Source organism: Rhodococcus wratislaviensis (assembly GCF_041228765.1).
Classification (GTDB): Bacteria; Actinomycetota; Actinomycetes; order Mycobacteriales; family Mycobacteriaceae; genus Rhodococcus_F; species Rhodococcus_F wratislaviensis.
The window spans coordinates 3,017,219-3,041,978 of sequence record NZ_CP150488.1 but is presented as its reverse complement, the minus strand read 5'-3'; the positions used below and the strand labels follow the sequence as shown (position 1 = coordinate 3,041,978).

17 protein-coding genes and 1 pseudogene are annotated in these 24,760 nt (G+C 70.4%); 6 read left to right on the top strand and 12 right to left on the bottom strand.

Features of this window, described 5'->3' with window-relative positions; all coding sequences use genetic code 11:
* Window positions 1–264 precede the first annotated feature (264 nt).
* The 3 genes from WKC72_RS13865 to WKC72_RS13855 all read left to right on the top strand — a co-directional run bounded on the left by WKC72_RS13865 (window position 265) and on the right by WKC72_RS13855 (window position 1,944).
* Complete coding sequence (locus WKC72_RS13865) at window positions 265–771, top strand: pentapeptide repeat-containing protein (RefSeq protein ID WP_268789814.1); 507 nt, start codon at window positions 265–267, stop codon at window positions 769–771.
* A 131-nt stretch (window positions 772–902) separates the two neighbouring features.
* On the top strand, window positions 903–1,394 hold the full coding sequence (locus WKC72_RS13860; protein ID WP_370182962.1) for a DUF4188 domain-containing protein: 492 nt from the start codon (window positions 903–905) through the stop codon (window positions 1,392–1,394).
* Window positions 1,395–1,413: 19 nt separating this feature from the next.
* A complete protein-coding gene (locus WKC72_RS13855) occupies window positions 1,414–1,944 on the top strand; it encodes a DoxX family membrane protein (protein ID WP_370182959.1) in 531 nt (176 codons plus the stop codon).
* Here the strand turns inward: WKC72_RS13855 and recD are convergent.
* The 4 genes from recD to WKC72_RS13835 all read right to left on the bottom strand — a co-directional run bounded on the left by recD (window position 1,862) and on the right by WKC72_RS13835 (window position 11,511).
* Window positions 1,862–3,730: an exodeoxyribonuclease V subunit alpha gene (gene recD / locus WKC72_RS13850; protein ID WP_370182957.1), complete on the bottom strand. Its 1,869-nt coding sequence runs from the start codon at window positions 3,728–3,730 to the stop codon at window positions 1,862–1,864. The genes WKC72_RS13855 and recD overlap by 83 nt on opposite strands.
* The gene (locus WKC72_RS13845) at window positions 3,727–7,077 is read right to left on the bottom strand and encodes a UvrD-helicase domain-containing protein (protein ID WP_370182956.1); all 3,351 of its coding nucleotides are present in this window, start codon (window positions 7,075–7,077) and stop codon (window positions 3,727–3,729) included. The genes recD and WKC72_RS13845 overlap by 4 nt, the downstream gene beginning before the upstream one ends.
* The gene (gene recC / locus WKC72_RS13840) at window positions 7,035–10,295 is read right to left on the bottom strand and encodes an exodeoxyribonuclease V subunit gamma (RefSeq protein ID WP_370182954.1); all 3,261 of its coding nucleotides are present in this window, start codon (window positions 10,293–10,295) and stop codon (window positions 7,035–7,037) included. Before recC ends, WKC72_RS13845 begins: the two co-directional genes overlap by 43 nt.
* A gap of 118 nt (window positions 10,296–10,413) precedes the next feature.
* Entirely contained in the window at window positions 10,414–11,511 is a 1,098-nt protein-coding gene (locus WKC72_RS13835) for a GIY-YIG nuclease family protein (protein WP_370182952.1), read from the bottom strand.
* 135 nt (window positions 11,512–11,646) lie between these two features.
* Here WKC72_RS13835 and WKC72_RS13830 point away from each other — a divergent pair, with 135 nt between their 5' ends.
* Together WKC72_RS13830 and WKC72_RS13825 are read left to right on the top strand one after the other, a co-directional pair.
* The gene (locus WKC72_RS13830) at window positions 11,647–11,916 is read left to right on the top strand and encodes an ANTAR domain-containing protein (RefSeq protein WP_037226714.1); all 270 of its coding nucleotides are present in this window, start codon (window positions 11,647–11,649) and stop codon (window positions 11,914–11,916) included.
* A gap of 113 nt (window positions 11,917–12,029) precedes the next feature.
* A complete protein-coding gene (locus WKC72_RS13825; protein WP_112301867.1) occupies window positions 12,030–12,536 on the top strand; it encodes a hypothetical protein in 507 nt (168 codons plus the stop codon).
* Window positions 12,537–12,550: 14 nt separating this feature from the next.
* Here the strand turns inward: WKC72_RS13825 and WKC72_RS13820 are convergent, their stop codons facing one another.
* Entirely contained in the window at window positions 12,551–12,823 is a 273-nt protein-coding gene (locus WKC72_RS13820; protein ID WP_037226710.1) for a hypothetical protein, read from the bottom strand.
* A gap of 54 nt (window positions 12,824–12,877) precedes the next feature.
* Between WKC72_RS13820 and WKC72_RS13815 the strand changes: the two genes are divergently transcribed.
* A complete protein-coding gene (locus WKC72_RS13815; protein ID WP_370184361.1) occupies window positions 12,878–13,036 on the top strand; it encodes an Rv1535 domain-containing protein in 159 nt (52 codons plus the stop codon).
* Between the two features lie 101 nt (window positions 13,037–13,137).
* Here the strand turns inward: WKC72_RS13815 and WKC72_RS13810 are convergent.
* The 7 genes and pseudogenes from WKC72_RS13810 to WKC72_RS13780 form a co-directional block, all read right to left on the bottom strand.
* A pseudogene (locus WKC72_RS13810) lies at window positions 13,138–15,369 on the bottom strand (cation-translocating P-type ATPase); the annotation flags it as partial.
* Between the two features lie 2,000 nt (window positions 15,370–17,369).
* Complete coding sequence (locus tag WKC72_RS13805) at window positions 17,370–17,657, bottom strand: hypothetical protein (RefSeq protein WP_037238719.1); 288 nt, start codon at window positions 17,655–17,657, stop codon at window positions 17,370–17,372.
* A gap of 119 nt (window positions 17,658–17,776) precedes the next feature.
* Window positions 17,777–18,574 (bottom strand): hypothetical protein, encoded by a 798-nt coding sequence (locus WKC72_RS13800; protein ID WP_370182950.1) that lies wholly within the window; start codon window positions 18,572–18,574, stop codon window positions 17,777–17,779.
* A 125-nt stretch (window positions 18,575–18,699) separates the two neighbouring features.
* Entirely contained in the window at window positions 18,700–20,433 is a 1,734-nt protein-coding gene (locus tag WKC72_RS13795) for a dihydroxyacetone kinase family protein (protein ID WP_128641640.1), read from the bottom strand.
* Window positions 20,434–20,442: 9 nt separating this feature from the next.
* Window positions 20,443–22,389: an FAD-dependent monooxygenase gene (locus WKC72_RS13790; RefSeq protein WP_370182949.1), complete on the bottom strand. Its 1,947-nt coding sequence runs from the start codon at window positions 22,387–22,389 to the stop codon at window positions 20,443–20,445.
* Window position 22,390: 1 nt separating this feature from the next.
* Window positions 22,391–23,704, bottom strand: coding sequence for an MFS transporter (locus WKC72_RS13785; protein WP_037238702.1), 1,314 nt, complete (start codon window positions 23,702–23,704; stop codon window positions 22,391–22,393).
* A 136-nt stretch (window positions 23,705–23,840) separates the two neighbouring features.
* Window positions 23,841–24,752, bottom strand: a complete 912-nt coding sequence (locus tag WKC72_RS13780; protein WP_268789806.1) for a LysR substrate-binding domain-containing protein — start codon at window positions 24,750–24,752, stop codon at window positions 23,841–23,843.
* Window positions 24,753–24,760 lie beyond the last annotated feature (8 nt).

Here is a 24,760-nt window from a genome sequence, read left to right as displayed (position 1 = left end):
TCGGGCCCGAGAACGGGTGCGTCCGCGGAGAAGGGGTGCGACCGTGTTTCTGCCCGCGCCCGCCGCGCCCGCACACGCACCCCTTCTGCGCCCACGCACCCCATTTCGGGCCCGAGAACGGGTGCGCCTGCCGAGAAGGGGTGCGTGTGCGTCCCGCGACGCCTCACCTGACGTGCAGGTGTCGCCATTTCCCGCGCGGCGCAGGGCGCTCGGCACTAAGTTCGGCGATGACGGTTGAGGTTCTACGCGAGGGGGCAGTCCCGCATGAGCAGGACACATTTCAGGGCTCTGACACTGGGCGCGGTCGCGCTGGCCGGGGGTGCCGCGCTCACCGCGGGCGCCGGAACAGCCGCGGCGGACGTCCTCACCGAGATCAACGGCTGCAGAATTGTGGCGAATCCGAATCCCGACGATCGCACGACCTGCCCCGGCGCCGATCTGAGTGCCGCGAATCTGGCCGGCCTGAACCTGAGCTTCGCCGACCTGTCGGGGGCGAACATGAAACGGGCGAATCTCACCGGCACCAACTTCGCTGCCGCGAATCTGTCGTACGCCGATCTGAGCGACGCGAACATCACCGGCACGAACTTCACGGATTCGCAGCGCAACGCGGTGATCTTGTACAGCACGGACATCGACATCTTCGGCACGATCGTCGGGGACATGAACATCACGACCGAGCCCGAATGGTCCACCGAGGCCCACGAGCGCGCACTCGCGTCGGTCGTCCCGGTGACACCGACACCGGCACCGCCCGCTCCGGCGCCGTAGCCCACTCCTGACCCATTCACCCGGGCCGCGCACTGCGCGGCCCGGGTTTTTCATGCCCACACCCCTTGACATTGGATACCGATACTATCCATTATTAGATAGTATCGGTATCCAACATTGGGAGGCATCCGATGACGACGATCGAACCCGCCCGTTCGACGCACCACTACGACGGAGAACTGGTGGTCTTCCTGATCGGGATGACCATCAACCGACCCTGGCGACCGGACCTCTGGCTGCCCACCTTCCTCGACGTGCCGAGGATGCTGCGCGAACTGTCCGAGGACCCGGATTCAGGTCTGATGGGCTACCGCCTGACGTTCGAGGGGCGCGGCCCGACAGTGATCCAGTACTGGAACTCCGTCGACAAGCTGTACGCCTACGCCAGTGACAGCCGAGCGACGCATCGTCCGGCCTGGGCCGCATTCAACCGGCGGGCCCGCAAGGCACCCGGCGCGGTCGGCGTCTGGCACGAGACCTATCCGGTGGACCGCGCCGAGTCGATCTACGTCGGCACGCCGGCGATGGGCCTGGCTCGTGCCACCGCACGTGTGCCCGTCGCGCAAAAGTTCAACCGCGCCCGAGACCGGCTGTCCCGCAGCACCACCACCCACGATCAGTGATCGATTCAGGAGAAGGACCATGGAACCCTTGATCGCCCTCGTTGCCGTCACTCTGGCACTCCTCGTCGCGGGCGCGGCGGGTGTGCGCCGGCTGCGGCCGTGGCCCGTCGCCCTGCGGGGCGGCCTCGCGGCCATGTTCACCCTGACCGGCATGGCCCACTTCGTCGGGATGCGTGCGGAACTCGTCGACATGGTCCCGCCGTCGCTGCCGAATCCCGAGCTGCTGGTGACCGTGACCGGTCTACTCGAACTGGCCGGCGCCGCGGGGCTGCTGATACGGCGCACTGCGCCGTGGGCGGCGGGCTGCCTCACCGCCCTGCTCATCGTGATGTTCCCGGCGAACGTGTACGCCGCCGTGGAGGGACTCTCGACGGGACCGTTCGAAGCCCTGATCCCCCGGACACTCCTGCAGGTCGTCTTCGTGTCGGCAACGCTGGCGGTCGTGATCGCTTACCGGCGGAGCCGGGCTACGGAATCGCCCTCCGGAGCCCACTCGCCCGCAACACCCGGCGTTGCACTCCCGCCCGCACTGCATCCTCGGACCCGATGATCCGCACGTGCTGCCGTGCCCGGGTGATCGCGGTGTACAGCAATTCGCGAGTCAGCAGCGACGACGCCTCGCCGGGAAGTACCACGGACACCGTGTCGTACTGGCTGCCCTGACTGCGGTGAATCGTCATCGCGTACACCGTCTGCACCGCGGACAGATGCGTCGGGTGCAACAGGAACGGTTCGCTGCCGCGCACGAAGGCGGCGACGAGTTCGTCGTCGTCGCGGCGCACGATCACCCCGGTGTCGCCGTTGTAGATCTTCGTTTCGTGATCATTGGCAGTCACCATCAGCGGCTGGCCCGGATACCAGCGATCCGGGTTCAGCCGCTGCCCCGTCGCCTCCCCTATCCACTCCATCGCCTGCCGCGCCCACCGCTGCACGCCGTACGGACCTTCCCGGTGCGCGCACAACAGCCGGTGCTCCTCCGAATGCCGAAGGGCAGCAAAGGCATCGCCGGATTCCGCGGACCCGGTGACCGCGGCAGCCGTCCCCACCACGTCCGCCCGCAGTGCGTCCAGGTCTTCCGGACCGTGGAACGACACCTCGGGGGCACCGCTCGACAGGATCTTCAGGACCTCGTCCGGCTCGCCGTTCCGCACCGCGACGGCCAGCTGAGCGATGCCGCCGCCGAACCGACGCCCGCGGCTGAGCCGGACCACACCGCCACGCACTCTGTCCCGTTCTCCCGCACTCAAGGCGGCCTCGAGCGGGTCGTCGGCGGCCTCGAGGTCGTCGCCGACGATCCTGGTGAGCACCGGATTCTCGGTTCCCGTCACCGGCCGGGCCACGAGATCGGCCAGGACCGCGCCCGCGTCGACGGACGTCAGCTGATCGGGGTCGCCGACGAGCACCAGCCGAGTGTCCGGGCGGACCGCTTCGAGGAGCCGGCACATCATCGTCAGCGACACCATCGACGTCTCGTCGACCACGATCGCGTCGTAGGGCAGGTGATTGTTCGCGTTGTAGCGGAACCGGCTGCCGCGTCCGCGCTGCCAGCCCAGCAGCCGATGCAGCGTCATCGCAGTCAGGTCGGACGGCAACCCGAGTGCGTCGGACTGCTCGCGCACCGACTCCTGCAACCGCGCCGCGGCCTTCCCGGTGGGTGCGGCGAGCGCGATACGCAGCCCCGGCCCGGGCTGTCTGATCAGCAGCGCCAGCACCCGGGCGACGGTGTGCGTCTTACCTGTTCCGGGTCCGCCGACCACCACCGACGTCCACTGTGTGGCGGCGACCGCGGCGGCGATCCGCTGCCGATCCGGCGACGGAGAGGGTGCCCCGTGGTCGTGCTGGTCGCGGAACAACACGTCCAGCCCCTCCCGCAGCGACTGCTCGTCGACGAGGGGATACCCGACGGCGCGCTGGTCGAGTACCCGCCGGATCGTCGCTTCCTGCCGGAAGTACCGGTCGAGGTAGAGCAGCCCGCCCTCGGCGGTGTCGACGAGCCGCAGCGGTCGCAGCGGTCCGGCCGAACCGCCCGTGACCAGCGGACTCCGCCGCAGTGCCTCGACGACGGTGCCGTCGTCCGGCCAGGGCAGCGCGTCGAGATCGACTTCGGACTCCTCGTCGACGGTCACTTCGCGGATCCGCGTGAGGTCGAGGCACACCGAACCGGACCGCACCGCGCGCACCGCCAGCGCGGTCGCCAGGACGACGTCTTCCGAGGATTCGCCGCCGAGCGCCGACAACCGCAACGCGACGTGCACGTCCGCGGCGGCCAACACACCGGCCTCGTTGAAGACCCGCAGCATCCCCTTGCCGCGCTGCGCCACCTGCACCTCGGTCATCGGGTCCCCCCGTGCTCGGAGGCCGACCCGGACAGCAGATCGGACAGCTCGGCGATCAATGCGGCGGGCGGGGCCCAGTCGAAGATTCCACAGCCCGGTGGGGTGTCGGGGCCGACCATTCCGCGAACGAACAGATACTGGACACCACCGAGGTGCACCGCGGGATCGTAGTCCGACTGCCGCCAGCGCAGGTAGCGGTGCAACGCAACGGAATACAGCAACGCCTGCAGCGGATAGTGCGCCCGCAGCATTTCGGCGGCCATCCTCTCGCGGGTGTAGTGCGCGGTGGTCAGGTCGCCCTGCGCGAGGCGATTGGTCTTGTAGTCGACCACGACGTACCGCGGTCCGGGCAGTCGCAGCACGGCGTCGATGCTGCCGGTGAGGTATCCGCGCAGCGGGGTCGGTTCGAGTGTCTGCACGGCATCGGCGTACGACCGCAACGAATCGTCGACGGGAAGGTGAGTGCGCAGCAGCCTGCCGATTCCGTCGAGCATCACGGTGAGCGACGGTGTGTCGCCGCCGGCGAGCGGCAGTTCGAAGTCGAGTTCCGCCAGCAGGTCTGCGGGTGCGATGTCGGCGAGCGTCGTTTCGGCTCCCGCGCCGAGGGGAGTCCGCAGCACGGGCAGCAGCGCCGTCGCCAGCTGGGCGGAGTCGATGTCCGACAGGGTCGACGCGATCACGTCGCGGCAGCACCGCAGGACTTCTGCGTCCAGGTCGGGTGCCGCGGTGTCGACGATTTCGAAGACGGCGTGCACGAGCGTGCCGAACGTCGCGCCGCCAGGCAGCTCGTTCATCGTCGACGGCACCCCCGCAGTGAGGTCGGCCGGCGCCTGCAATGGAGGTTCGGCCGGTTCGTCCGTCTTCTCCTCGACCTCGGCCTCGCTGCCCACCGCGGGCGCGTCGTGCGCGGACGCGGTCAACGCCGAATACGACGTGCGACGCCAGCGCGTGTCGAGCAGCCGCCGGAAGCGAGCGGCTTCGAGGTCTCCGCTGGGCTCACGCTGCGGTGTCCATCCGACCCGAACGATCGGGTCGGAACCCACCGCCTCGACGGTCACCGTCTCGGGCGCCGCCGTACCCCACGCGGACAACCGTTCCGCGACAACCGGATCCTCGGGAACGGTGACCTTCTGCGGGACCTCCCGCTGCCCGGGCTGCCGCCCCAGGATCATCCGGTGCAGCGGTGCGCCCGCCGTCGTGAACGCCGGCGCCCACCACACCACGAGCCCGCACATCGCCCGGGTCAGCGCGACGTACAGCAGCCGCAACTCCTCCCCCGCCTCTTCGGCGTCGTGCCGGTTCCGGCGGTCCGCGTAGCCGGGGCTGCCGGGACCACCGACGTCGAGGATGCGTCGCCCGTCGTCGTCGTGCAGCAGCAGTTTGCTCGGTTTCGAGATCTTGGCGGCGTCCCAGGCGTACGGCAGGTAGACGAGCGGGAATTCGAGGCCCTTGCTGGCGTGAACGGTCGCGATCTGCACCGCCGCGGCGTCACTGTCGAGGCGTCGACTGCGATCCACCCCACCCGAGGACGGATCCTTCATCCGCTCTGTGAGCCAGCGGGTGACGGCCGTCAGACCGAGCGACTGCTCGACGGCGGCACTGTTGAGCAACTGCGCCACGTGCCGGAGATCGGTCAGCGCCCGCTCGCCCGCCGCCACCCGAAGCAGTCGCGCCTCCAGCGCGCCGACCGCGGACAGTCGTTCGAACAGCGCCGCGAAACCGGACTGCGCGAACACCGCGCCGAGTTCCCGGAGTTGCCCGCCCACCTCGGCGACGATGTCGTCACCTCGGGCGTCGAGTTCCTCGGCCGTATGTCCGAGCAGCGGGGTGAGCGCGGCCAGCCGCACCCGGTCGGAACGGTGCGGTTGCTCGATGGCCTGCAGGATCCACAGCCAGTGCTGCGCCGCCGGAGTCGTGAAGACGCTGGCGCCGCCGGCGAGCACGGACGGCACACCCGTCCGGTCGAGGGCGTCGTGGACCAGCGTGATCTGCGCGTTGGTGCGGACCAGGACGGCGATGTCGCCGGGTTCGACGAGTCGGACGCTTCCCCCGACGTCGAGTGTCGCGCCGCCGTCGAGGAGGGCGACGATGTCGGCGGCGAGATCTGCCGCGATCCGCTTCCGGAGCGGCCCCACCGCGGGGTATCCCGACTTGTTGATCGGCCCGGCGCCGGTCCTCGGCAGATACCGCAGCCGCAGCGGCGCGGCCCCCGTCAGACGCGACTTCGGTCTCGCACCGTCGACGCGGTGCACCACGATCTCGGGATGCCCGAGCGCCGCGCCGCCGTGCAGATATTCGAGGCCGTCGAGGAGTTCCTGATCGCTGCGCCAGTTGGTGGTCAACTCCTGGTGACGGTCGGCGGACCGCACCGCGTCCAGATAGCTGAGCACCTCCGCGCCGCGGAACGCGTAGATGGCCTGCTTCGGATCGCCGACGAGCACCAGCGTTCCGCTGCCGTGGAACGTTCGGCGCAGAATGTCCCATTGCAGCGGGTCGGTGTCCTGGAACTCGTCGACGAGCACGACGCCGTAGCGGTCGCGGACCCGCCGGCAGGCCGCCGCACCGTGCGCGGGATCGCTGAGGACACGATGGAGGAGCATCGGGAGATCGTCGAAGTCACGCAGACCCACCGCGCGTTTGCGCCGCTCGACTTCGGCGCGCACCGCCTCGGCGAACGCCACCCGATCCCCGGCAGGGGTGCCCCGCGCATCTTCCGGGGCGAGCACGGCCTGCGGGTCGAAGATGGCGGCCCGGGCGGCCGCGGTGGCCTCCGCCGGAGTGAACGGCGCGACCTCGACGCGACTGTAGGCCCGCAGGTACAGGTCGGCGATCACCTCCGTCGTGAGGTCGTCGGCGGCCTCGACCAGCACCGCGTCGGGGTCGCGCTCGCCCGCGATGCCGAGCCCGTCGAGCATGCGCTGACAGAAGCTGTGGGTGGTCACGATGGTGGCGGCGTCGAAGTCCGACAGGGCTTGCAGCAGGCGCCGGCGCCGCAACGTCACCTCCTCGGGGTCGGCCTCCGCGAGATGCCGGATCACGTGATCCGCGCTCAGTCGCGCCGCCGCGGGGTCGGCCAATGCGGCTGCGGCGGAACCGAATCGCTCACGGGTGCGCTCACGCAGCTCCTGCGTCGCCGCCCGGCTGAACGTCACCAGCAACAGCTGCGACAGGTCCACGCCCCCCTCGGCGACGAATCGGGCGGCAAGGCCGACGATCGCGTACGTCTTGCCGGTACCGGCGCTCGCCTCGAGCACCGTCGTACCCTCCGGCAGCGGACCGAGGAGGTCGAAGCCGCGTGCGCCGGTCACGGCTGCGCCAACGTCTCGGCGGCGAGCAGCGGCGCCCACAGTTGCCGGGCGTAATTCTCGATGGTCACCGTGTCGCCGAGTACGTCGATGCCCGGTGAGGACCCGTACACGTACGTGATGTGCCGGTCGCGTGAGTCACCGAAATCACTGCTCCATTCCTTCCGGGCCGCCTCGATCGCGTCCTCCATGCTGCTGCCGCCGTGGCGTCGTTCGGCATACGCCGCCGACGCGCCCGTGGCGATCGGCAACGGCGCGTGCAACCCCAGATCGCGCAGTTCGACGAGCCGCACCAACTCCTCCGCTGCGTTCTCGGGTGCGGTGAGGGTCGAGCGCCACGCCGGACGGCTGTACGCGCCGCGGCCGGTCGTGACGGCAGTCCACTCGGTCTCGTTGTCGGACGCCGCGACGGCCAGCAACTGCACCCAGGCGGTGAGGCGGTGTTTCGGCCCCAACTTCGAATACGTGGTGCTCGCGATCACCGATCCGTGCACACCGCCGACGGTCCCGGTGAGGCGCCGTCCGGAGCCGAGATCGACATCGACGTCCACGGTCTCCGCCCGGCCGACGTGCACGGACCCGCTGACGGCGACGAGCGACTCGACCGCGTGCTCGATTCCACCGAGCACCGACTCCCCCAACTTGAACGGCGGCAACGTCCCTCGGCGCCACTCCGCGGCGCGGAAGTCGGCCAGTTCGACTCCCGCCAGCCTCGCGACGAGCATCCTCTGGCCGAGATCCCACCGGGCCAGCGGATCGGGCGACACCTCCAGTGCGTCGGCGAGGTCCTCGTCCACGTCGGGGACCCGCAACCCGAGCCGTTGCCGCAGAAACGCCTGCGTCGGGTGCACCAGGAACGCGATGAGGTCGGCGAGATCGACGTCCTCGCGCTTCGGCGGCACCAACGGCGCCGGCAGGAATGCGGGCTCGGGTTCGGGCGGGTGCTGCGCCGCGCGGGCACCGGCCAGCGCCGCCCGGTCGAAACTGAACGGGTGCTCGGGCCGGAAGTTGCGTGCATCGAACGGCTGCAACGGATGCCGGGTCACGATGCCGGGGAGGGCATCGCTCCCGACGGTGGCCGCCACCGCGTCGAGCAGCTCGGACAGCGGGATCGCCGGCGGTCGCGCCATACCGGTGACGGGGTCGGCGCCCGTGTAGAACAGCAGGAGTTTCTCACTCGCCGACATCACGGCGTCGAGCAGCAACTGCCGATCCTCGCTGCGCGGATCACGTTCACCGAGAAGGGGATTACGGGCCAGAACATCGTCGCCGTCCACGCTCACCCCGCGTGGGAACACCTCGTCGTCGAGACCGAGGAGAACGACAACGCGGTGCGGCACCGACCGCATCGGCACCATGGTGCACACCGTCAGCTCGCCCGTGCGGAAGTTCGCGCGGGTGGGACGGCCCGCGAGCCGGGTGGCCAGCATGGCGCGCACGTCCGACAGTCGCAGGAGCGCGTCGCCGCCGTGTTCCATCGCCGCCCCGAGTTCTCTTCGCGCCTGCGCGAGTTGCCACGTGTCGGCGGCGCTGACGTCGACGAGGAGGTCGAGCGCCCGGGTCAGCGCGCTCGACCACTCTGCGACCGACTGCGGCCCGCCGAGCCCGCGCAGCGCGACGTCGAGCCGGTCGACGAATTCGGCCAGCCGCCCGGTGAGGTCGATGTCGTTGCTGTCGACGTCGTCGAGCGGAAGCGCCAAGGCGAGCCATTCGCCCTCCGACTCGTCGGCCGCGGCGCCGAGCAGGATGCGGTCGAGCGCGGTGGTGAACGTGTTCTGCGGGAAGTCGCCGAGACCGAACGACGCGCGCTGCCGCGGCCCGATTCCCCAGCGGGCGCCCGTCGCGGTCGCCCACTCCCGGATCCGTTCGAGGTCGTCGTCGCCGAACCGGAACCGCCTGCGCACCGGCGCGGCCGCCGACAGGTCCAGGACCTGACTCGCCGTCACCCTCGCGTCGGCGAGTTCGAGGAGAGTCGACACCACGGCGAGAACCGGATTGGTCTGGTGCAGGGCACGATCGGCGAGCCGGACCCGCAGACGATGGCCGGGATGCCCGAGCACGTCCTGCCCGAACGCGGCCCGGATCAGCGGGGCGTACGACTCGACGTCGGGGCACATGACGAGCACGTCGCGCGGCTCGAGAGTCGGATCGTCCTCGAAGAGATGCAGGAGGCATTCGCGCAGCACCTCCACCTGGCGGGCCGGTCCGTGGCACGCGTGGACCTGGACGGACGCGTCGGCAGTGCACTCGGCGAGCGCGGGCGCCCGGTCGTCCCGGACATCCGCCTGCAGGCACCCCAGCAGCGAGTCGCGGGGTGCGGGTCCCTCGTGGTGGATGTCGTCGACGTCGAGACGGGTCAGCCTCGACTCGAGTTCGCGAACGTCCCGCGCCAGGCTCGACAGCAGCGGGTGCGCGACGGACAGTGCGGTGTGGTCGTCCGCCCGTGCGAGGACGCCCTCCGTCGTCGACAGCGACGACCACATGGCGGGACTCGGATGCGGAAGCCACAGGTGCACATCACGATTGACGGCGAGGGCGGCGAGGACGGCGATCTGATCGGTCGCGAGGCGCGTCGGGCCGAACAGCGACAGTCGGGCGGGGAGTTCGACGAGGTGAGGTTCTGCGCGCAGCCGGGCGCAGGCGGAGTCGAGGCGCTCGGCGGGAGCGGGACTGCCGACCCGCTCCCGCAGCCGTCGCCACAGTTCGGCCTGCCAGAGAAGGTCGTCGTCGAGGGGACCGCCCGCACCGTCGGTGTCGCGACCGCCGGCCCAGTCGACCAGCATCGCCGGCCGCTGTGCGGCGTAACTCCGGAACAGATCGGTGAGGTGTGACGCGGTGGCGTAGCGCCGGCCCGGCCGGTGATCGTCCGGGTCGCGGTCCGGGAGGCCGTGCCCGAGATGTTTCGCGAGGACGGCACACCAGGGCTCACCGAGGCAGTCGTCGACGACGCCGAGCAACGCCCACAGCACCCGGGACGGATTCCACGGGTCGTCGTCGGCGGACACTCCGGTGGCGGCGGCGAGGCACTCGTCGACGAGCCGGGCCGGTGACGGGAAGTCGATGTTCGCGGCGACGCCGTCGCCGACGCCGGGCCGGGAACCGAGCGCGGTCGAGAGTCGCTGCGTGAGCCAGCGCTCCACCCCCTTCGCCGGGACAGCCACGACCTCCCGGCCGAACGGATCGGACAGCGGGGTCGCGAGCACGTCGCCGAGAGCCGACGCGAGAGTGGTGGAACGCTCGGCGCGATGCAGTACGAGCACGTGGCCTCCCTTCGCTCCCCAACTCCGGTCGGCTCAGACTTACCACAACCCACCGACTCGGGACGCCCACTCCGCAGGTGAGTGGCAAAGTGTGCCGGGGCACGCTTTGCCACTCACGTCAGCGGCCGGGGCGCGCCTGGGTGAGATGCGGGACCCAGCCGTGGGTGGGCCACTTCTTCAGACCGACCTTGGCGGGGACGATCCGCTTGTTCACGAACCGGCTCTCCAGTTCGGTGTCGGGCTCGCCCGTGAACCGCCACAGCGCCGCGTCGCCCGGTCGTGCGACCGACGACCAGGACTTGGCACGGTAGGCGGCACGAACGATGTTGTCCGCGAACACGATCACCGGGATGTCGTCGGTATTGCGGACGGCCGCGCCTGCCGCCCACGCGCCACGGGACAGTTCGTACACCTCATCCGGCGTCACGCCGCGCCGGGACGCGGCGGGCACCTCGAGGACGACGCAGGGGGTCGGCAGGTTCGGGACGGGTTCTGCTGCGTACTGCAACACGAGGTCGTCGACGGGCACCGCACGATGCTCGCTCGCGCCGCCGGCGAGATTGCTGAGCACCGCACCCTCGTTCAGCCCCAGTGCTCCCACGACTCCACTGCGCACCGCGTCGGCGACGCCGCCGCTGTCGGCGATCCGATGCGCGACGACGTAGTGCTCGACCTCGTGCCCGGAGTCGTAGATCTCGCGGATGCGCGCAATCGTCGCGGCCTTCACCTCCGCGCTGTCGGTCTCCGGATCCTCGAGCGTCTTCCGGTGCTCGTTTTCCGCCAACGCCTCCCACACGTAGCCGTACACCCGGGTGCCGCGTCCGGCTCCGACGTAGAACACCGACCGGTTGCGGGGGTCGAGAAGGGCATAGACGTAGGTGCCGAGTTCCTCGCCCACCCGCTTCGGGAACGGCTGCGGCGCGTGGCGGGTCTGATACACCTCTTTCAGAATCAGGCGCAGCGCCGCCAATTTCAGCGCGACGGGGACACCGCCGTCGATGCCGTCGAAGAGTGCGGTGGCCGCGCCCTGCACCGAGGAGAAGGTATGCCCGATGTGCCGTTCCAGCGACTTCGTGACGTCCGCGAACTGCGCGAACCGCACCCGGGGGTCGGGTGCGGCGTTGTCCAGGTCGTTGGACGCGAGGAAAGTCTGGACCTCGGAATTGTCGAGCCAGCGAGAAGTGATGTCGATCGGGATCGTCCAGACGGTAGCCATGCCCCTACCGTAAGGGAAAACCTCGGTGAAGAACTCGCACGACGAAGGCTCGAGGAGATTCGAACCCTTTCGACGTCCTACCGAGTGCGGGAGGATGGAGTGGTACCCATTCCGACGCAGGTTGGGAGAACATTCATGACAGCGCCCAGCTACTCCACCCGCACGGCCGTCGACATCGCTGTCGGCATCCTCATCGCCTACCGCGGATGCTCCGAGAACGACGCGTTCACCGAACTCGCGGAGACGTCCCGGCGACACAAGGTCGCCCTCGCGCGCACCGCCCGCGCACTGATCGCGTTCATCCAGACCCATCACCACGACCTTCCCGCGTCCGACGTCACCGCTGCCGCACTGGAGTGGAGCCATGCCACTCCGTACCGTGGCGCGTTCGGTACGGCGGCCTGAATTCGGTCGAAGTCTGAGAATTCTCTGGCTTCGACGGCGCGACGCTGCCCAAACCTTCAGACTCGATGTGAGACCGAACGACCAGCGCACCGAGATACGAAGAGGTAACTGAGTTGACGATCCGCAAAATCACGGTTGCTGCGGTAGCGATCGCCGCAGCCCTCACGATGTCCGCTTGTGGTTCCGACGAGCCGTCCGGGCCGAGCGCGACCACCACGTCCACGACCACCGCGGCGGCCGAGACCACCGCCGAACTCGAATTGCCGACCGCGGCCGACCTCAACGCCCTGCTGGCGAAGGGCCTCGACCCGGCCACTCCTCTCGAGGAGAAGATCGCCATGGTGGAGGGTTCGGAGCAGGATCCGAACCTGTTCAATCAGGTCGCTGCCGCCGCCCAGCAGGCGGGTGCGCAGGTTCAGGTGCTGGACCCGGTGATCGACAACGGCGACGGCAGCGCCAGCGCGCAGCTGCAGCTGACGATCAACGGCCAGGTGCAGCAGAACACCCTGCCCGCCATCTTCGTGCCCGGCGAGAACGGGACATGGAAATTGTCGAAGGCCACGGCGTGTTCCATCGTGGCGATCGCGCAGCTGACGTCACCGGCCTGCCCGCCCGCCTGATCCGGGCTTCCGCGTCACGCGCCTTCCAGGGCCTCCCCGATCTCCTGGACGGCGCGGTTGTGCTGATCGGTGATAAGGATGTGTCCTGCCGCAATGGTCAGGGCGACCGGCCATTCGATGATCTCGACGGCGGCGAGCAAGCCGATCGCCGCGAAGAAAGCCAGTTGCTCGGGACGCGGCAGCGGCACCCTGCCGAGGACAGGTAGCTGCACCGCGAAGCTGCGGGCCTCCCGCACCCGCTGGACGGCGTCGCTCTGCGACTCCGCCTCCGACGTTCGTTGGGCCATCGTTCGTCTCCCTTGTCCGTGCCGTTTCCCGGTCAGCCACCTTGACCGGGGACCGTGTCAGGCGTGCTGAGTTCCGTCGCCCAGACCGCTGCCGGTGTCTTCTCCGCCGCCGGGGACCCGGTGACCGGGGTGGTCACCCGCGTACTCACCCCACCGCTGCGGGAGGTGTACGCGGTGCTGCTGAGGGCGGGCGTCATCGAGATCGTCGACTGATCGCCCGCAATCTTTTCGAGCAGCCCCGGTGCGAATGCCGCCGCCGCGGTCGCCGCACCCGCGCAGCCCAGCGCCTGGGCCCACCCGACCGGTCCGAGCGGGGTGCAGCCGAGGAGCTGACTGACACCGGGAGTACTGACCATCACGGTGAGTGCGGCCAGTGAACCGCCCGCGGTGAGCACCACGAGCGGGCTCCGCGAATCGATCAGTGTCTGACCCAGCTGGGTGCCGACCAGCGCCACCAGCCCCACCGTCGACGCCCGGCGTTGCCGACCCGTCACGCTGGCCAGCGCCCACGCCGTCGTCGCGCCTGCCGCGGTGGCGGCGCCGCGGATCGCGACGGTCCGCCACAGCGCAGCACTGTCCGGGCCGCGGCCCTCTCCCCGGGCCTGTTCGTTGGGCGGACTCACCGCGAGCGCGGCCGCGGGCAGGGCGTCGGTGAGCACGTTCACCAGCAGCAGCTGACGCGCCGTGAGCGGCGACCGTCCGGCGATCGCGCTGCCGATCAGGGCGAACGCCACCTCCCCGGCGTTCCCGCCGAGCAGCACCGACACTCCCGCCTGTACCCGCCGCCACAACTGACGGCCCTCGTCGAGGGCGTCGAGCAACGCGTCGACGCGGCCGTCGAGGAGCACCACGTCCGCGGCGCTGCGGGCGGGGTCGCTGCCACGCGAGCTGACACCGATCCCCACGCTGGCCGCCCGGATCGCGGCGGCATCGTTGGCGCCGTCGCCGACCATCGCGCAGACGTGACCGACCCGTTCGAGGGTCTGCACGATCTGCACCTTGTTCTCGGGCGACATCCGGGCGAAGACGACGCACTTCTCGACGGCGTTCTCCTGCCCCCGATGCGAGAGGGTGTCCCAGTCGGTCCCGCTGATCACCTGCTCGGACGACACGGCCAGTCCCAGCTCGCGCGTGATGGCGGTGGCCGTGACGGGATGGTCGCCGGTGATCAGCCGGACCCCGACCTGTCGCCGTTCCAGCTCCGGCAGCAGCCCGGCCGCTTCGGGGCGCGGGGTGTCGGCCAGCCCGAGGAGTCCGACGAGGTGCAGCCCGCTGCCGCACAGATCGTCGAGTACCGCGGTGTCGTCGGCTGCGCGCCGCGCCTGGAATGACGTGACGGTCCGGCGGGCGACGGCGATGACGCGCAACCCGTCGGCAGCCATACCGAGAACGGTGTCGTGCACGGCGTTCGCGTCGATTCCGGTGCACGCCGAAACCACGACTTCCGGTGCACCCTTCAACGACAGGTGCGTCCCCGACAGCGCGGCCGAGTAGGGCCGGCCGGAGCGGAACGGAAGAAAGCTGCTCCGGTCGTCCTCCTGCGGAAGCAGGTCCACTGCCGCGTCGGCGATCGCGACGTCGGTGGCGTGCGCGGCCGGGCTGCCGTCGGGGGTCACGGCACTCCGGCCGGCGCACGCGAGGACGTCCTCGCGTGCGAACCCCGGTTCGGGGACGGTGGTGACGACCCGCAGGCGGTTCTCGCTCAGGGTGCCCGTCTTGTCGAAGCACACCACGTCGACGCGGCCGAGCGCCTCGACGGAGCGGGGCGCTCGCACCAGCGCATCGGACCTCGTCAGTCTGCGTGCGGCGGCCTGCTGCGCGAGTGTCGCGACGAGCGGCAGACCCTCGGGAACGGCCGCCACCGCGACCGCGACACCGCTCGTGACCGCCTGCCGCAGTCCGGTGCCGCGCAGGAACCCCACGGCAGTGACCAGGGCGCCACCACCCACGCTGACGGGCAGCACCCGGTCGGTGAGGCTTCTGAGCTGCGCCTGCAGACCCACGTGCGACGCAGTCGCGGGAGTGAGCGCGCCCGCGCGTCCCGCTTCCGTTGCGTCGCCCACCGCGGTGACGATCGCCGCGGCCGTGCCGGTGAGGATCGTGGTCCCCGCGAACACCATGCAGGCGCGTTCGCCGAGCGGTGCGCCCGGCGTCGGCGACGTCTGCTTGCTCACCGGCAGCGATTCCCCGGTGAGCGAGGACTCGTCGACCTCGACGCCCGATGCGTCGACCAGCCGACCGTCGGCGGGCACCACCTCGCCGGGGCCGATCTCGATCACGTCGCCCGGCCGCAACCGCGACGCCTCCACCCGTTCGGTCACCCGGCGCTCCGGGGGCCCGGCGACGCGGTGCGCGGGCGGGTCGCCCGCCGCCAGCAACCGGTTCAGCAGACGTTCCGCGTGCAGGCGCTGCACGGCCGACAGCGCGGCGTTGCCCGCCAGCACCGACCCCACGAGCACCGCGTCGATCGGCGACCCCAGCAGGGCGCTCGCCGCCGATCCGGTGGCGAGGACGGGGGTCAGCGGATCCGACAGTTCCGTGCGCATCGCCCGGCCGAAATCCCAGGCCAGCCCGACCGGCCACGCGGTGAGCCGCCCGATCGCCTCGACCGGGGTCAGCACCAGATTCACCGCGCGACGACGGGACACCGCGGCATCGTCGTCGCGCGCGGGCAGCAGACGGCGCACGTCCGTCACCGGCATCTCGTGCCAGGCGTGAACCGGGGCGGCGGGTGGAACCTCGGCCCGCAGCACACCGCGGGCGAGGGAATGCCCCGCCCACAATCCTGCCGCCGCGCCGACCGTGACGGGTCCGGGTCCGCGGCCACGCACTCCCGGCAGCATGACGAGCGCACCCAGCATCGACGCCGCCGTCGCGATCTCGACGCCGCGCCGGCTCGCCGTCCGCGCGTCCGGTAAGGACCGCAGCACCCGCCAGACTCCGACGAGGTCGTCGACCAGCAGGTCCGCACACCACGGCGGCGGGGCGTCGTCGACGAGGACACCGATACCGACGTCGGCGGACGACAGGGCGTGCGGCGCGCGGCCGGCGATCACCGCGACCGTCGCGCCGTTCGCCTGCAACTGCGCGACGGCGTCGCGAAGGTCCGCATCCAGCGATCCGCTCGAGGGGAGCAGATCGTCGAAAGCCGAGCGGAGTCCGCCGAGCGTGTCCACGTTCACCGACACCACCGGGACGCCCGACGCGCGCGCCTGCGCGAGCACGGCCACCGCGCTCGGATGGTGGGCAGGCGTCACGAGGACGGCGGAATCTTCGTCCACGGTCGCCGCGGCGACATCGCCGGGAAGGTCGGCGAGCTCGTGCCAGCCCACCCCGAGAGCGCCGGCCTCCACGGCAGATCGAGCGGCCTCCCACACTCTCGTCCGGTCGGTGTCCCGCACCGCACGGATACCGCTCACCCGGAGCTCGGTCGTGTGCAGCACCGACGGGTCCACGACTACCGCGTCGACCCGGTCCAGGTAGCGGAGGGCGCCGGGACGCAGGGCCAGCACGGCGTGCCGATCGGCCAGTCCACGGCCGAGCGTCGCGGCGAAGGCCTCGCGTGCGGTGCGCGCCGCCTTCGGCGCGGCGACCAGGGCCGCGTCCGCGGCGCCTGCCACGCTCCGGGTCGCCGCCCCCACCGCGGTCGCCCCCACCCACTGCGCGATCGCCGCCCGGTCGACGTCCCGCTCCACCGGTCCCGCTGCGCCGCGCTCGCGGGCGGGGCGGCCGGTGTCGTCCGCGGGGTCCCGGGCCAGTTCGGGTTCGCGGCGGTGCCACACCCGCCGACCCGACCACGCCTCCGCCGTGATCGCCGACCGCAGTGCCACGTCCACGGCGAGTGACGCAGGCGCCCGCCGCAGCACGTCACCGACGGCCTGAGCGGTGGCGAGCAGCAGTTCCGCGGCGTCCGGCCCGAGCCGCTCCTCGACCATGCTGCGCAGTCGCGGTTGATAGTTGACGAAGGTGACTGCCGCGGCAGGCACCGCCGCCGGCAGGGTGGGCATCGGAAGCAGGCGAACGCCGGCGGCCGCGACCAGGCCCGTCGTGACGGCGGCCAGTGCGAGGGCACGTTCGGCAAGTGCGACGTCGTCGCCGGGAAGTTCTGCGGGCCGGTCACGGACGGCACCGCGAGAAACCGGTCGCGCGACATCCTCCGCGCCCGCGACCACCGTGCACAGCTCGGCCACCGACGGTCCGTGCTCGTCGACCGTCACGACCAGCCGGGACAGCGCGCGGTTGAGTTCCGCTCCCTCCACACCGGTGGTCTCCCGGACCGCGCGGAGAACGGTCGCGGCCACGTCGTCCCCGCGAGGTCCGGCAAGTCCGCGGACCTCGATCCAGGCACGGCCGTGTCCTGAACTGGCACGGCGGGCCGGGGTTCCCCCGAGCACCTCGGTGACGATCTGTGTCGCGGTCCGTGCGGTGGTCGCCATCAGATCGGCGGCGACCGTGCCCCCGTAGGAGGCCACCCCGAGTCCGACACCGGCGCCGCGCACCGGCAGGGACGCAGCGGCGAAGAGGTATCGACCGAGCCCCACAGCAGCTACTGCCTGGAACCCGCGCCGAACTGCCGCAGCACGAGTGCCGCCCCGCCCACGGTGACCAGCACCGGCCACTCGACCAGTCCCGCTGCCCCGACAGCCGCCAATGTCAGCGCGGCGGCCGGTGTCGAATGACTTCCGCTCGCCATGCCTGACCGGACCCCGCCCGCCGCCCCGCGCACTCCGCCGACCACACCGCCGATCGCGGCGCCGCCGACCGCACCGGCCGCACTGGTCGTCGCGTTCGCAGCACCTGACACGGCGTGCACTGCGCCGTCGACGATTCGCATGATGAGCTCCCATCGGCCGTGGCCACTACCGCCGTGCACGGCGGATCATGTCTGCGGTACCCACCTCAGGGTATTCTCAACCGTCGCGCGCCGGAACAGTTTCAGGGAACTCTCAGCGATTAGCGGATACTGTTCTGCCCCATGGGAATTCGATCACCCTGTTCGGTTCGCCAGAATTCCCAGCCGTCGTGGGATTCGATGTCTCCGCTGATATGACTGGCCACGGCGGTCGCCGCTGTCGTGGGGTCGGGAAACCGGCGGCCCTGCATCGGACCGCGCATGATCTCCAGCGTCTGCGTGTCGGGGTCGAACCGTCCGACCAGCCGATAACCCTCGAAGTCGGCCACGACCTCGAGGCGGGTATCGATCAGTTCCTCCAACGCCGCGGCCGCTTTGGCCGGCTTCTTCCGGGCGGATGCGCGGGCTGCGGCGTCTGCACGCAACGTTGCCGCCGTCGTGGCGCGTTGCGCATCGCTGTAACGGCTGGGGTCCTTCTCCCCCGCCAGCCCGAGCAGGTCCCAGCGGCCGCGACCGTGCGCGACCCGGCTCAGCGGAATCGCGTGATGTCCGGTCCGCGTGCGGCCGGGGGTGTCCATCATCCACAGATCCACCTCGGCGCGGATGTCGTCCGCGACCTCGGACGAGGGCACGACGAAGAACTCCTCCGGGGAACTCGCGAGATCCACGAACACCCAGAACTGCGAGCCGGTGTCGTCGTCATCGAGCGATTCGTCCTGTTTGCGGGCCTGCCAGTCACCGCTGAGCTTGGAGCGCACCCGCACGATGCAGCTCGTGCCGTCGTCGCCCCAGACCTGGACGGGGTTGCGTCGCGAGTGGGTGAGCCGGACCGCCTTGCCACCCCGTTCCACGACATCGGCGATGAAAGCCTGGATTCCCCGGCTGGCGGTGTCTTCCACTGTCTACGTGTCCGTCCCTGATTCTGCGTCCCGTACGCAGGTGGAGAGAGGTGTGGCGACGGGTTTGCGCAGCACGACTCGGCGTTCTTCCCCTCACCTTACGTGCCGAGCACGGCGCACGGTGACTACCCGACCGCGCGGGCCGCTTCCGCTGCCTCGGCGAAGAACCACGACAGCACCAGGGCACCGGGGTCCACGACACCGCGCGCCGCCTCACCGATATAGCTGGCCCGGCCGCGCCGCGCGGTGATGTCCGCGGTCGCCTCGGCACCGCGGGCGGCGGCGTCCGCGGCGTCGGCCAGACCGTCGGCCGGACCCTTCCCGGCCGAGGCGGCCGATTCGAGGGCGGCGACGGCGGGGGCGATGGCGTCGATCATCGTCTTGTCGCCGGGTTGCGCGCCGCCGAGTTCCTGGATCGTGTCGAGGCCGGCCCGCGCCGCGGCGGTGATCGCCTTCAGGTCCAGACCGTGCGGTGCGTCGGCGGCCACGCGGTAGAACTGGCGGAACCAGACGCCGAACAGCGCACCCGACGTGCCACCCGCATGACCGAGGTAGGCGTCGGACAGTGACTCGAACACCGTCGCCGGGGAGTAGCCGTCCCGGATCCGGGGAACATCGACGTGGTCGAGTGCGGCCACCATGTTGGTGCCGAAGTCCCCGTCGCCTGAACGGCGGTCGAGGTCGGTGAGGTTCGGCTCCTCGGCGAGCACCTTCTCGACGAACGCGCCGATCCACGCGCCCACAGCCACCCGGCCCAGCGCGTCGGCGGTGCCGGGCACCTCCGGCTCGTCCTCGCGGGAAGCGACGTTCGACCGGAACCCCACCTCGGATTCGTCTGCGATGCCGCGGAATTCCCCGGCCGGCGCATTGGGCCATCCCGGTGCGGCCGTCGGTGCGTCCCACAGGTCGAGGAGCTGGTCGTCGCAGCGCACCAGTGTGATGGACGCACCGTCCATGTCGAGGGCGGTGACGAAGCTGCCGACCAGCGAGCGCCGGATCACCACACCCCGCTCCACGAGGTGGTCGGCGAGCTCACCGAACAGCAGCTGCAGCTCCAGCGGATGAGCCGCGCCGAGCCCGTTGACGATGGCGATCACCGGATCCCCCCGCTCCACGCCGAGCGAGGCGAGCACGGGGTCGGTGAGCCGGCGGACCAGTTCGGCCGCCGCCATCGCGTCGACCCGTTCGGTTCCGCGTTCGCCGTGGATGCCGATCCCGAGTTCGATCTGACCCTCCGGGAGGTCGAACGAGGGCGAGTCCGCCCCCGGAACGGTGCACGCTCTCAACGCGACCGCCATGCTGCGGGAATTCCGGGCCGTGCGTCGCCCGAACTCCGCGACGGTGGCGAGGTCGTCGCCGCGTTCGGCCGAAGCGCCGCAGATCTTCTCGACCGCGATCGTGGCCGCGGTGCCGCGACGTCCGGGCCCGTCCTCCCGTTCGGAGGCGACGTCGTCGTCGACGAGCACGTGCTCGACCGCGATGCCGTCCTCTGCCGCCAGTTCGCCGGCGATGCGGAAGTTGAGGACGTCGCCGGTGTAGTTCTTCACGATGTGCACGACGCCGCCGCCCGCGTCCACGGCCTCGGTAGCGGCCCGCACCTGCAGCGCGTTGGGCGAGGTGAAGATCAGGCCGGGGCAGGCTCCGGTGAGCATGCCCCGGCCGACGAACCCGGCGTGCAGCGGTTCGTGCCCGGACCCGCCGCCCGACAGCAACGCGACCTGCCCGGCCGGCAACGGTTCCCGCCGTGTGAGATATCCCGGTTCCGGATGCCATTCGAGGTCGTCGGTGGTGGCGACGGCCCCGCGGAGCGCGTCGACGACGAAAGACTTGGGCGAGTTCAGGAACTGTGGGTGCGCCATGCTCCCAGGCTAAGCGTCCACATGTGAGTGCCGCGGAGTGCCGGAGCACACTTTGCCACTCACGTGGGCGGCGGCGGCCAGCGCTTCCTCGAACTCCCGCAGGCCCGACCGCGATCCGAGCAGCAGCGCGAGCCGGGTCAGGAATCCCTCGCGGTCCGACTCGTCCGCCTGGTCGAGCGCCTCCGACAGTCCCATCCACACGTTCTCGCGCAGCAGGTCGTCCGGCGTCGCCGTCGTCTCCGTGTGCGCGGGGACGACGCCCAGTGTGGGGGCGGTGGCCGTTTTCAGGTGGTCGTGGACGTCGCCGAGCAGCGACAGGTCGCGGACCCGGCACAGGACGAGTCCGTCCGGGCGGATCACGAAGCACTCACCCGCGGACGCGCCGAGAGCCGTCGGCAGCACACCGTCGGGGTCGTCGAGGACCGTCAGGTCGGCCGCCGCGTCCACCACCGCACCCGGCGCCGGGACGACGACCGCCCGCACCGATTCGGGCGACAGCGCCATCGCGAGCGCCGACGCGTGCGCGGCGATCATCCGAGCACCGGCCGCGTCGACTCCGACACCGAGCACCGCGAAACCCGTTCCCCGGACACGGTTCAGCGAAGACTCCACCGATCCGTCGGCGGTGACGACGCGAACGCGCCTGTCCTCTACCGGATCCCCAGGGAGCAGCCCGGTCGTCCCCTCGGCTACCGGCCATGTGAGCGGCGACAGGTGCGCGTGCGTCGCACTCGACTGCCGCGGATTGACGAGGTGACCGAACTCCGGACGGGTCGTGGCCAGCGCGAGGACGGCGTCGCGGGTGGTGCGGTAGCCGTGGCTGCCGGGCGACATGATGAGCGTCGACTTGCCCGCGTTGTCGACGTTCTGTTGCCAGGCGGCGCGCCGTTCGGCCGAATATGCCTGCAGGAGGCTCTCGTCCGCGGTCCCGTGGACGACGGCCGCCAGTGTCCAGGCGAGGGTCTCGGCGTCCTCCATGCCGGAGTTCAGCCCGCGGACACCGAAGATCGGCACCAGGTGGGCGGCGTCCCCGGCGAACAGGATGCGATCGTGCGTGAAGTCGTCCAGCGCGAGCGCGTGCGCGCGGTAGAAGCCGTGCCATTCGAGGGTCCACGGCACGTCGTTCTCGAGCCAGTCGAGGTGCCGGGTGATCCGGTCGCGGATGCGGTCTTCCTGCGTCTCGAGTTCGGCGTCGTCGGAACGGTCGAGTTGGTAGTCGATGCGCCAGATGTCGCGGGGCTGCTGATGCATGATGATCGTCGAGCCGGGGTTGCTCGGCGGGTCGAACCACACCATCCGCTCGGCGGGCAGCGTCGATTCCCAGTGGATGTCGGCGATGACGTAATTGCCCTGATAGCTGTTTCCCTGCAACCGGATTCCCGCGAGTTCACGCATCCGGCTGCGGCCGCCGTCGGCGGCCACCACCCAGCGTGCGCGGAGCCGGCGCGCACCGAACGCGGTGTCGACGTCGAGTGTCACGTCCTCGTCCGACCGCAGGATCCCGGCGACGCTCGACGACCAGTGGAACGTGATCAGCGGGTGCGCGAGCAGCGTGTCCGTCATGATCTGCTCGATCTCGGACTGCGACACGTTGACCATGGGCCCGCGGACGTCGTGTTCGCCGTGTGCCATCTCGAAGTGCAGCACCTGCTCGTCGCGGTAGAAGCTGCGCCCACCCACCCAGGGGAGCACGATCTTCTCGAGTTCGGGGCCGAAACCGAGCCGGGCGGCCACCTCCAGGCTATGCCGGGAGATACAAATGGCGCGGCTGCCGAACGACACCTGGTCGGCGGCCTCGAGCACGGTGACGGGGATGCCGCGCTGTGCGAGGCCGAGCGCGACGCCCATGCCGACCGGGCCCGCGCCCACGACGACGACGGGCAGGACCTCGCCGGTTGCACCGGTCGACGCGAATTCCGCCGCCGGGTACTTCTGTGGCTGAAAGTAAGTGGACATGTCAGACGGCCTCCGCTTCCCGGCGCGTGGTGTTGGTTTCCGGCAACAGCAGGATGGAGACGAGACTGACCACGGCGATCACCACGAAATAGGCGGTGATTGCCGTCGAACTGCCGAAGGCCCCGAACAGCCACGTCGCCATGAACGGTGCGAGTCCGCCGCCGAGGATGGCGCCGATCTGGTAGCCGAGAGACGCACCGCTGTACCGGATGTGGGCGGGGAAGAGTTCCGCGAACAGTGCCGACTGCGGCCCCGCGGTGGTGCCGAGCACCGCCGCCATCACGATCATTGCGAGCAGCATGACGGGGATCGACGCCGTGTCGATCAGGGGGAAGAACACCGCGGCCACGATCACGAGCGCGATCGAACTCCACGTGTAGACGCGGCGCCTGCCGAGCACGTCCGACTTCCAGGCCGACACAGCCATGCCCGCCATCCAGACCGGGCACGCGACGATCAGCAGTGTGAGCATGGTGGCGCGGCTGTAGCCGAGTTCCTTGGTGCCGTACGTCAGGACGTACACCATGAACACGTAGGCGATGCCGTTGGTGGCGATGAACGTGCCGGCCGCGAGCAGCACGGTCCGCCAGTTGCGGGTCAGCACCTCGACGATCGGCATTTTCACGATCGTGTCGCTCTCCTTGGCCTCCGCGAAGGCCGGGGACTCGAAGACGCCGAGGCGAATCCACATCGCGACGCCGACGAGCACGGCGCTCATCAGGAACGGCACCCGCCAGCCCCACGTCTGGAACGCGTCGTCCGACAGCAGTTGGGTGACGGCGAGGAACACGACGTTCGCCATGATCACTCCGGCCGGGACGCCCATCTGCGGCGCCGCGCCGTACAGTCCGCGCTTGCCTTCCGGGGCGTGTTCGGTGGCCATGAGCACCGCACCGCCCCATTCGCCGCCGACGCCGATGCCCTGGACGAACCGCAACGCCACCAGCAGGATGGGTGCGGCCACCCCGATGGCCTCGAAGTTCGGGAGCAGGCCGATGCCGACGGTCGCGACGCCCATCATGGTCAGCGACAGCACCAGCATCGACTTGCGCCCGATGCGGTCACCGAAGTGGCCCATGACGACACCGCCGATCGGGCGGGCGATGAAGCCGACCGCGAACGTGGCGAATGCGGCCAGGGTTCCGGCGAACGTCGACGCGCCGGGGAAGAACTGCGGTCCGATCACCAGGGCTGCGGCGGTGCCGTAGATGAAGAAGTCGTACCACTCGATCGCGGTACCGACGAAGCTCGACAGGACTGCCCTGCGCGCTTCCTTGTGAGACACCGGCGGTGTCGCCTCGGTGATTGCCGTCATCGTCTGCCTTCCCGGTTCTGCTGCGCGCACACTCATCGCGCTACCGGAAAACAATGACCCGACTCACACACATCTGAAAAGCGGGACTATCCCCACATAAATTGCGGAAAAACTGTGGAAGGCACGAATACGCAGTTCAGGCCGTGACGAACCGGATGAATGCTCGCGCGACCCGGCTCAGCGTCGCCTCCTGATGCCACGCCACCACCACGGCCACCGACGCCGGTTTCGGGTCGGCGATCGGTTTCACGACGACGGGCAGACCCTCGTACGTGACGTCCACCCGGGGTCGTTGCAGCAGCAGCGTCCACCCCAGACCGCGCCCGACGAAGGCCCGCGCCGTCTCGAAGTTCGCGGTCCGATACGCCACCCGGGGCGCGAAACCGGCCTCGCGGCAGACGTCCATCGCGTGGGTGGTGCTGGGCGGCGCGTCCAGCAGCACCATCGGGTGCTCGGCCAGATCCACGAGGCGCACCGGCCCGTCGATTCCCGCCAGCGGATGCTCCGCCCCGAGGACGATCATCGGCTCGCGGGTCATCAGCGGGACGGTCTGCCAGTCCGGGGGCAGGTCGAGGTCGTAGACGATGGCGACGTCCAGTTCGCCGCCCTCGAGCTGTGTCCGCAACCGGTTCTGGGTGTCCTCCCGGAACTCCACGGACGCCCGCGGGTACTCGGCGGTGAACGCGTACAACATCGACGGCAGGATCGTCGGGCCGAGCGCCGGGTAGCAGCCGACGGCGATCGGCCCCGCGACGACACCGCCCTCCCCGGACGCGTCGGACTGCAACTCCCCCGCCTGCTGCAGCAGGGCCCGCGCCCGCGACAGCACCGCCTCCCCGGTCGGGGTCAGCTGCACACCGCGGGCGCGCCGGCGCACACACAGCTGCGCCTTCAGTGCCTTCTCCAGATCCGTCACCGCCGCGGACAACGCCGACTGCGACAGGTGCATCCGCTCGGCCGCACCGCTGATCGTCCCGGTCTCCGCCACCGCCACGAACGCCGCCAGCTGGCGCATCGTGTATACGGGGACGTTGTCGGGGCGGGGCATGCAAGAAC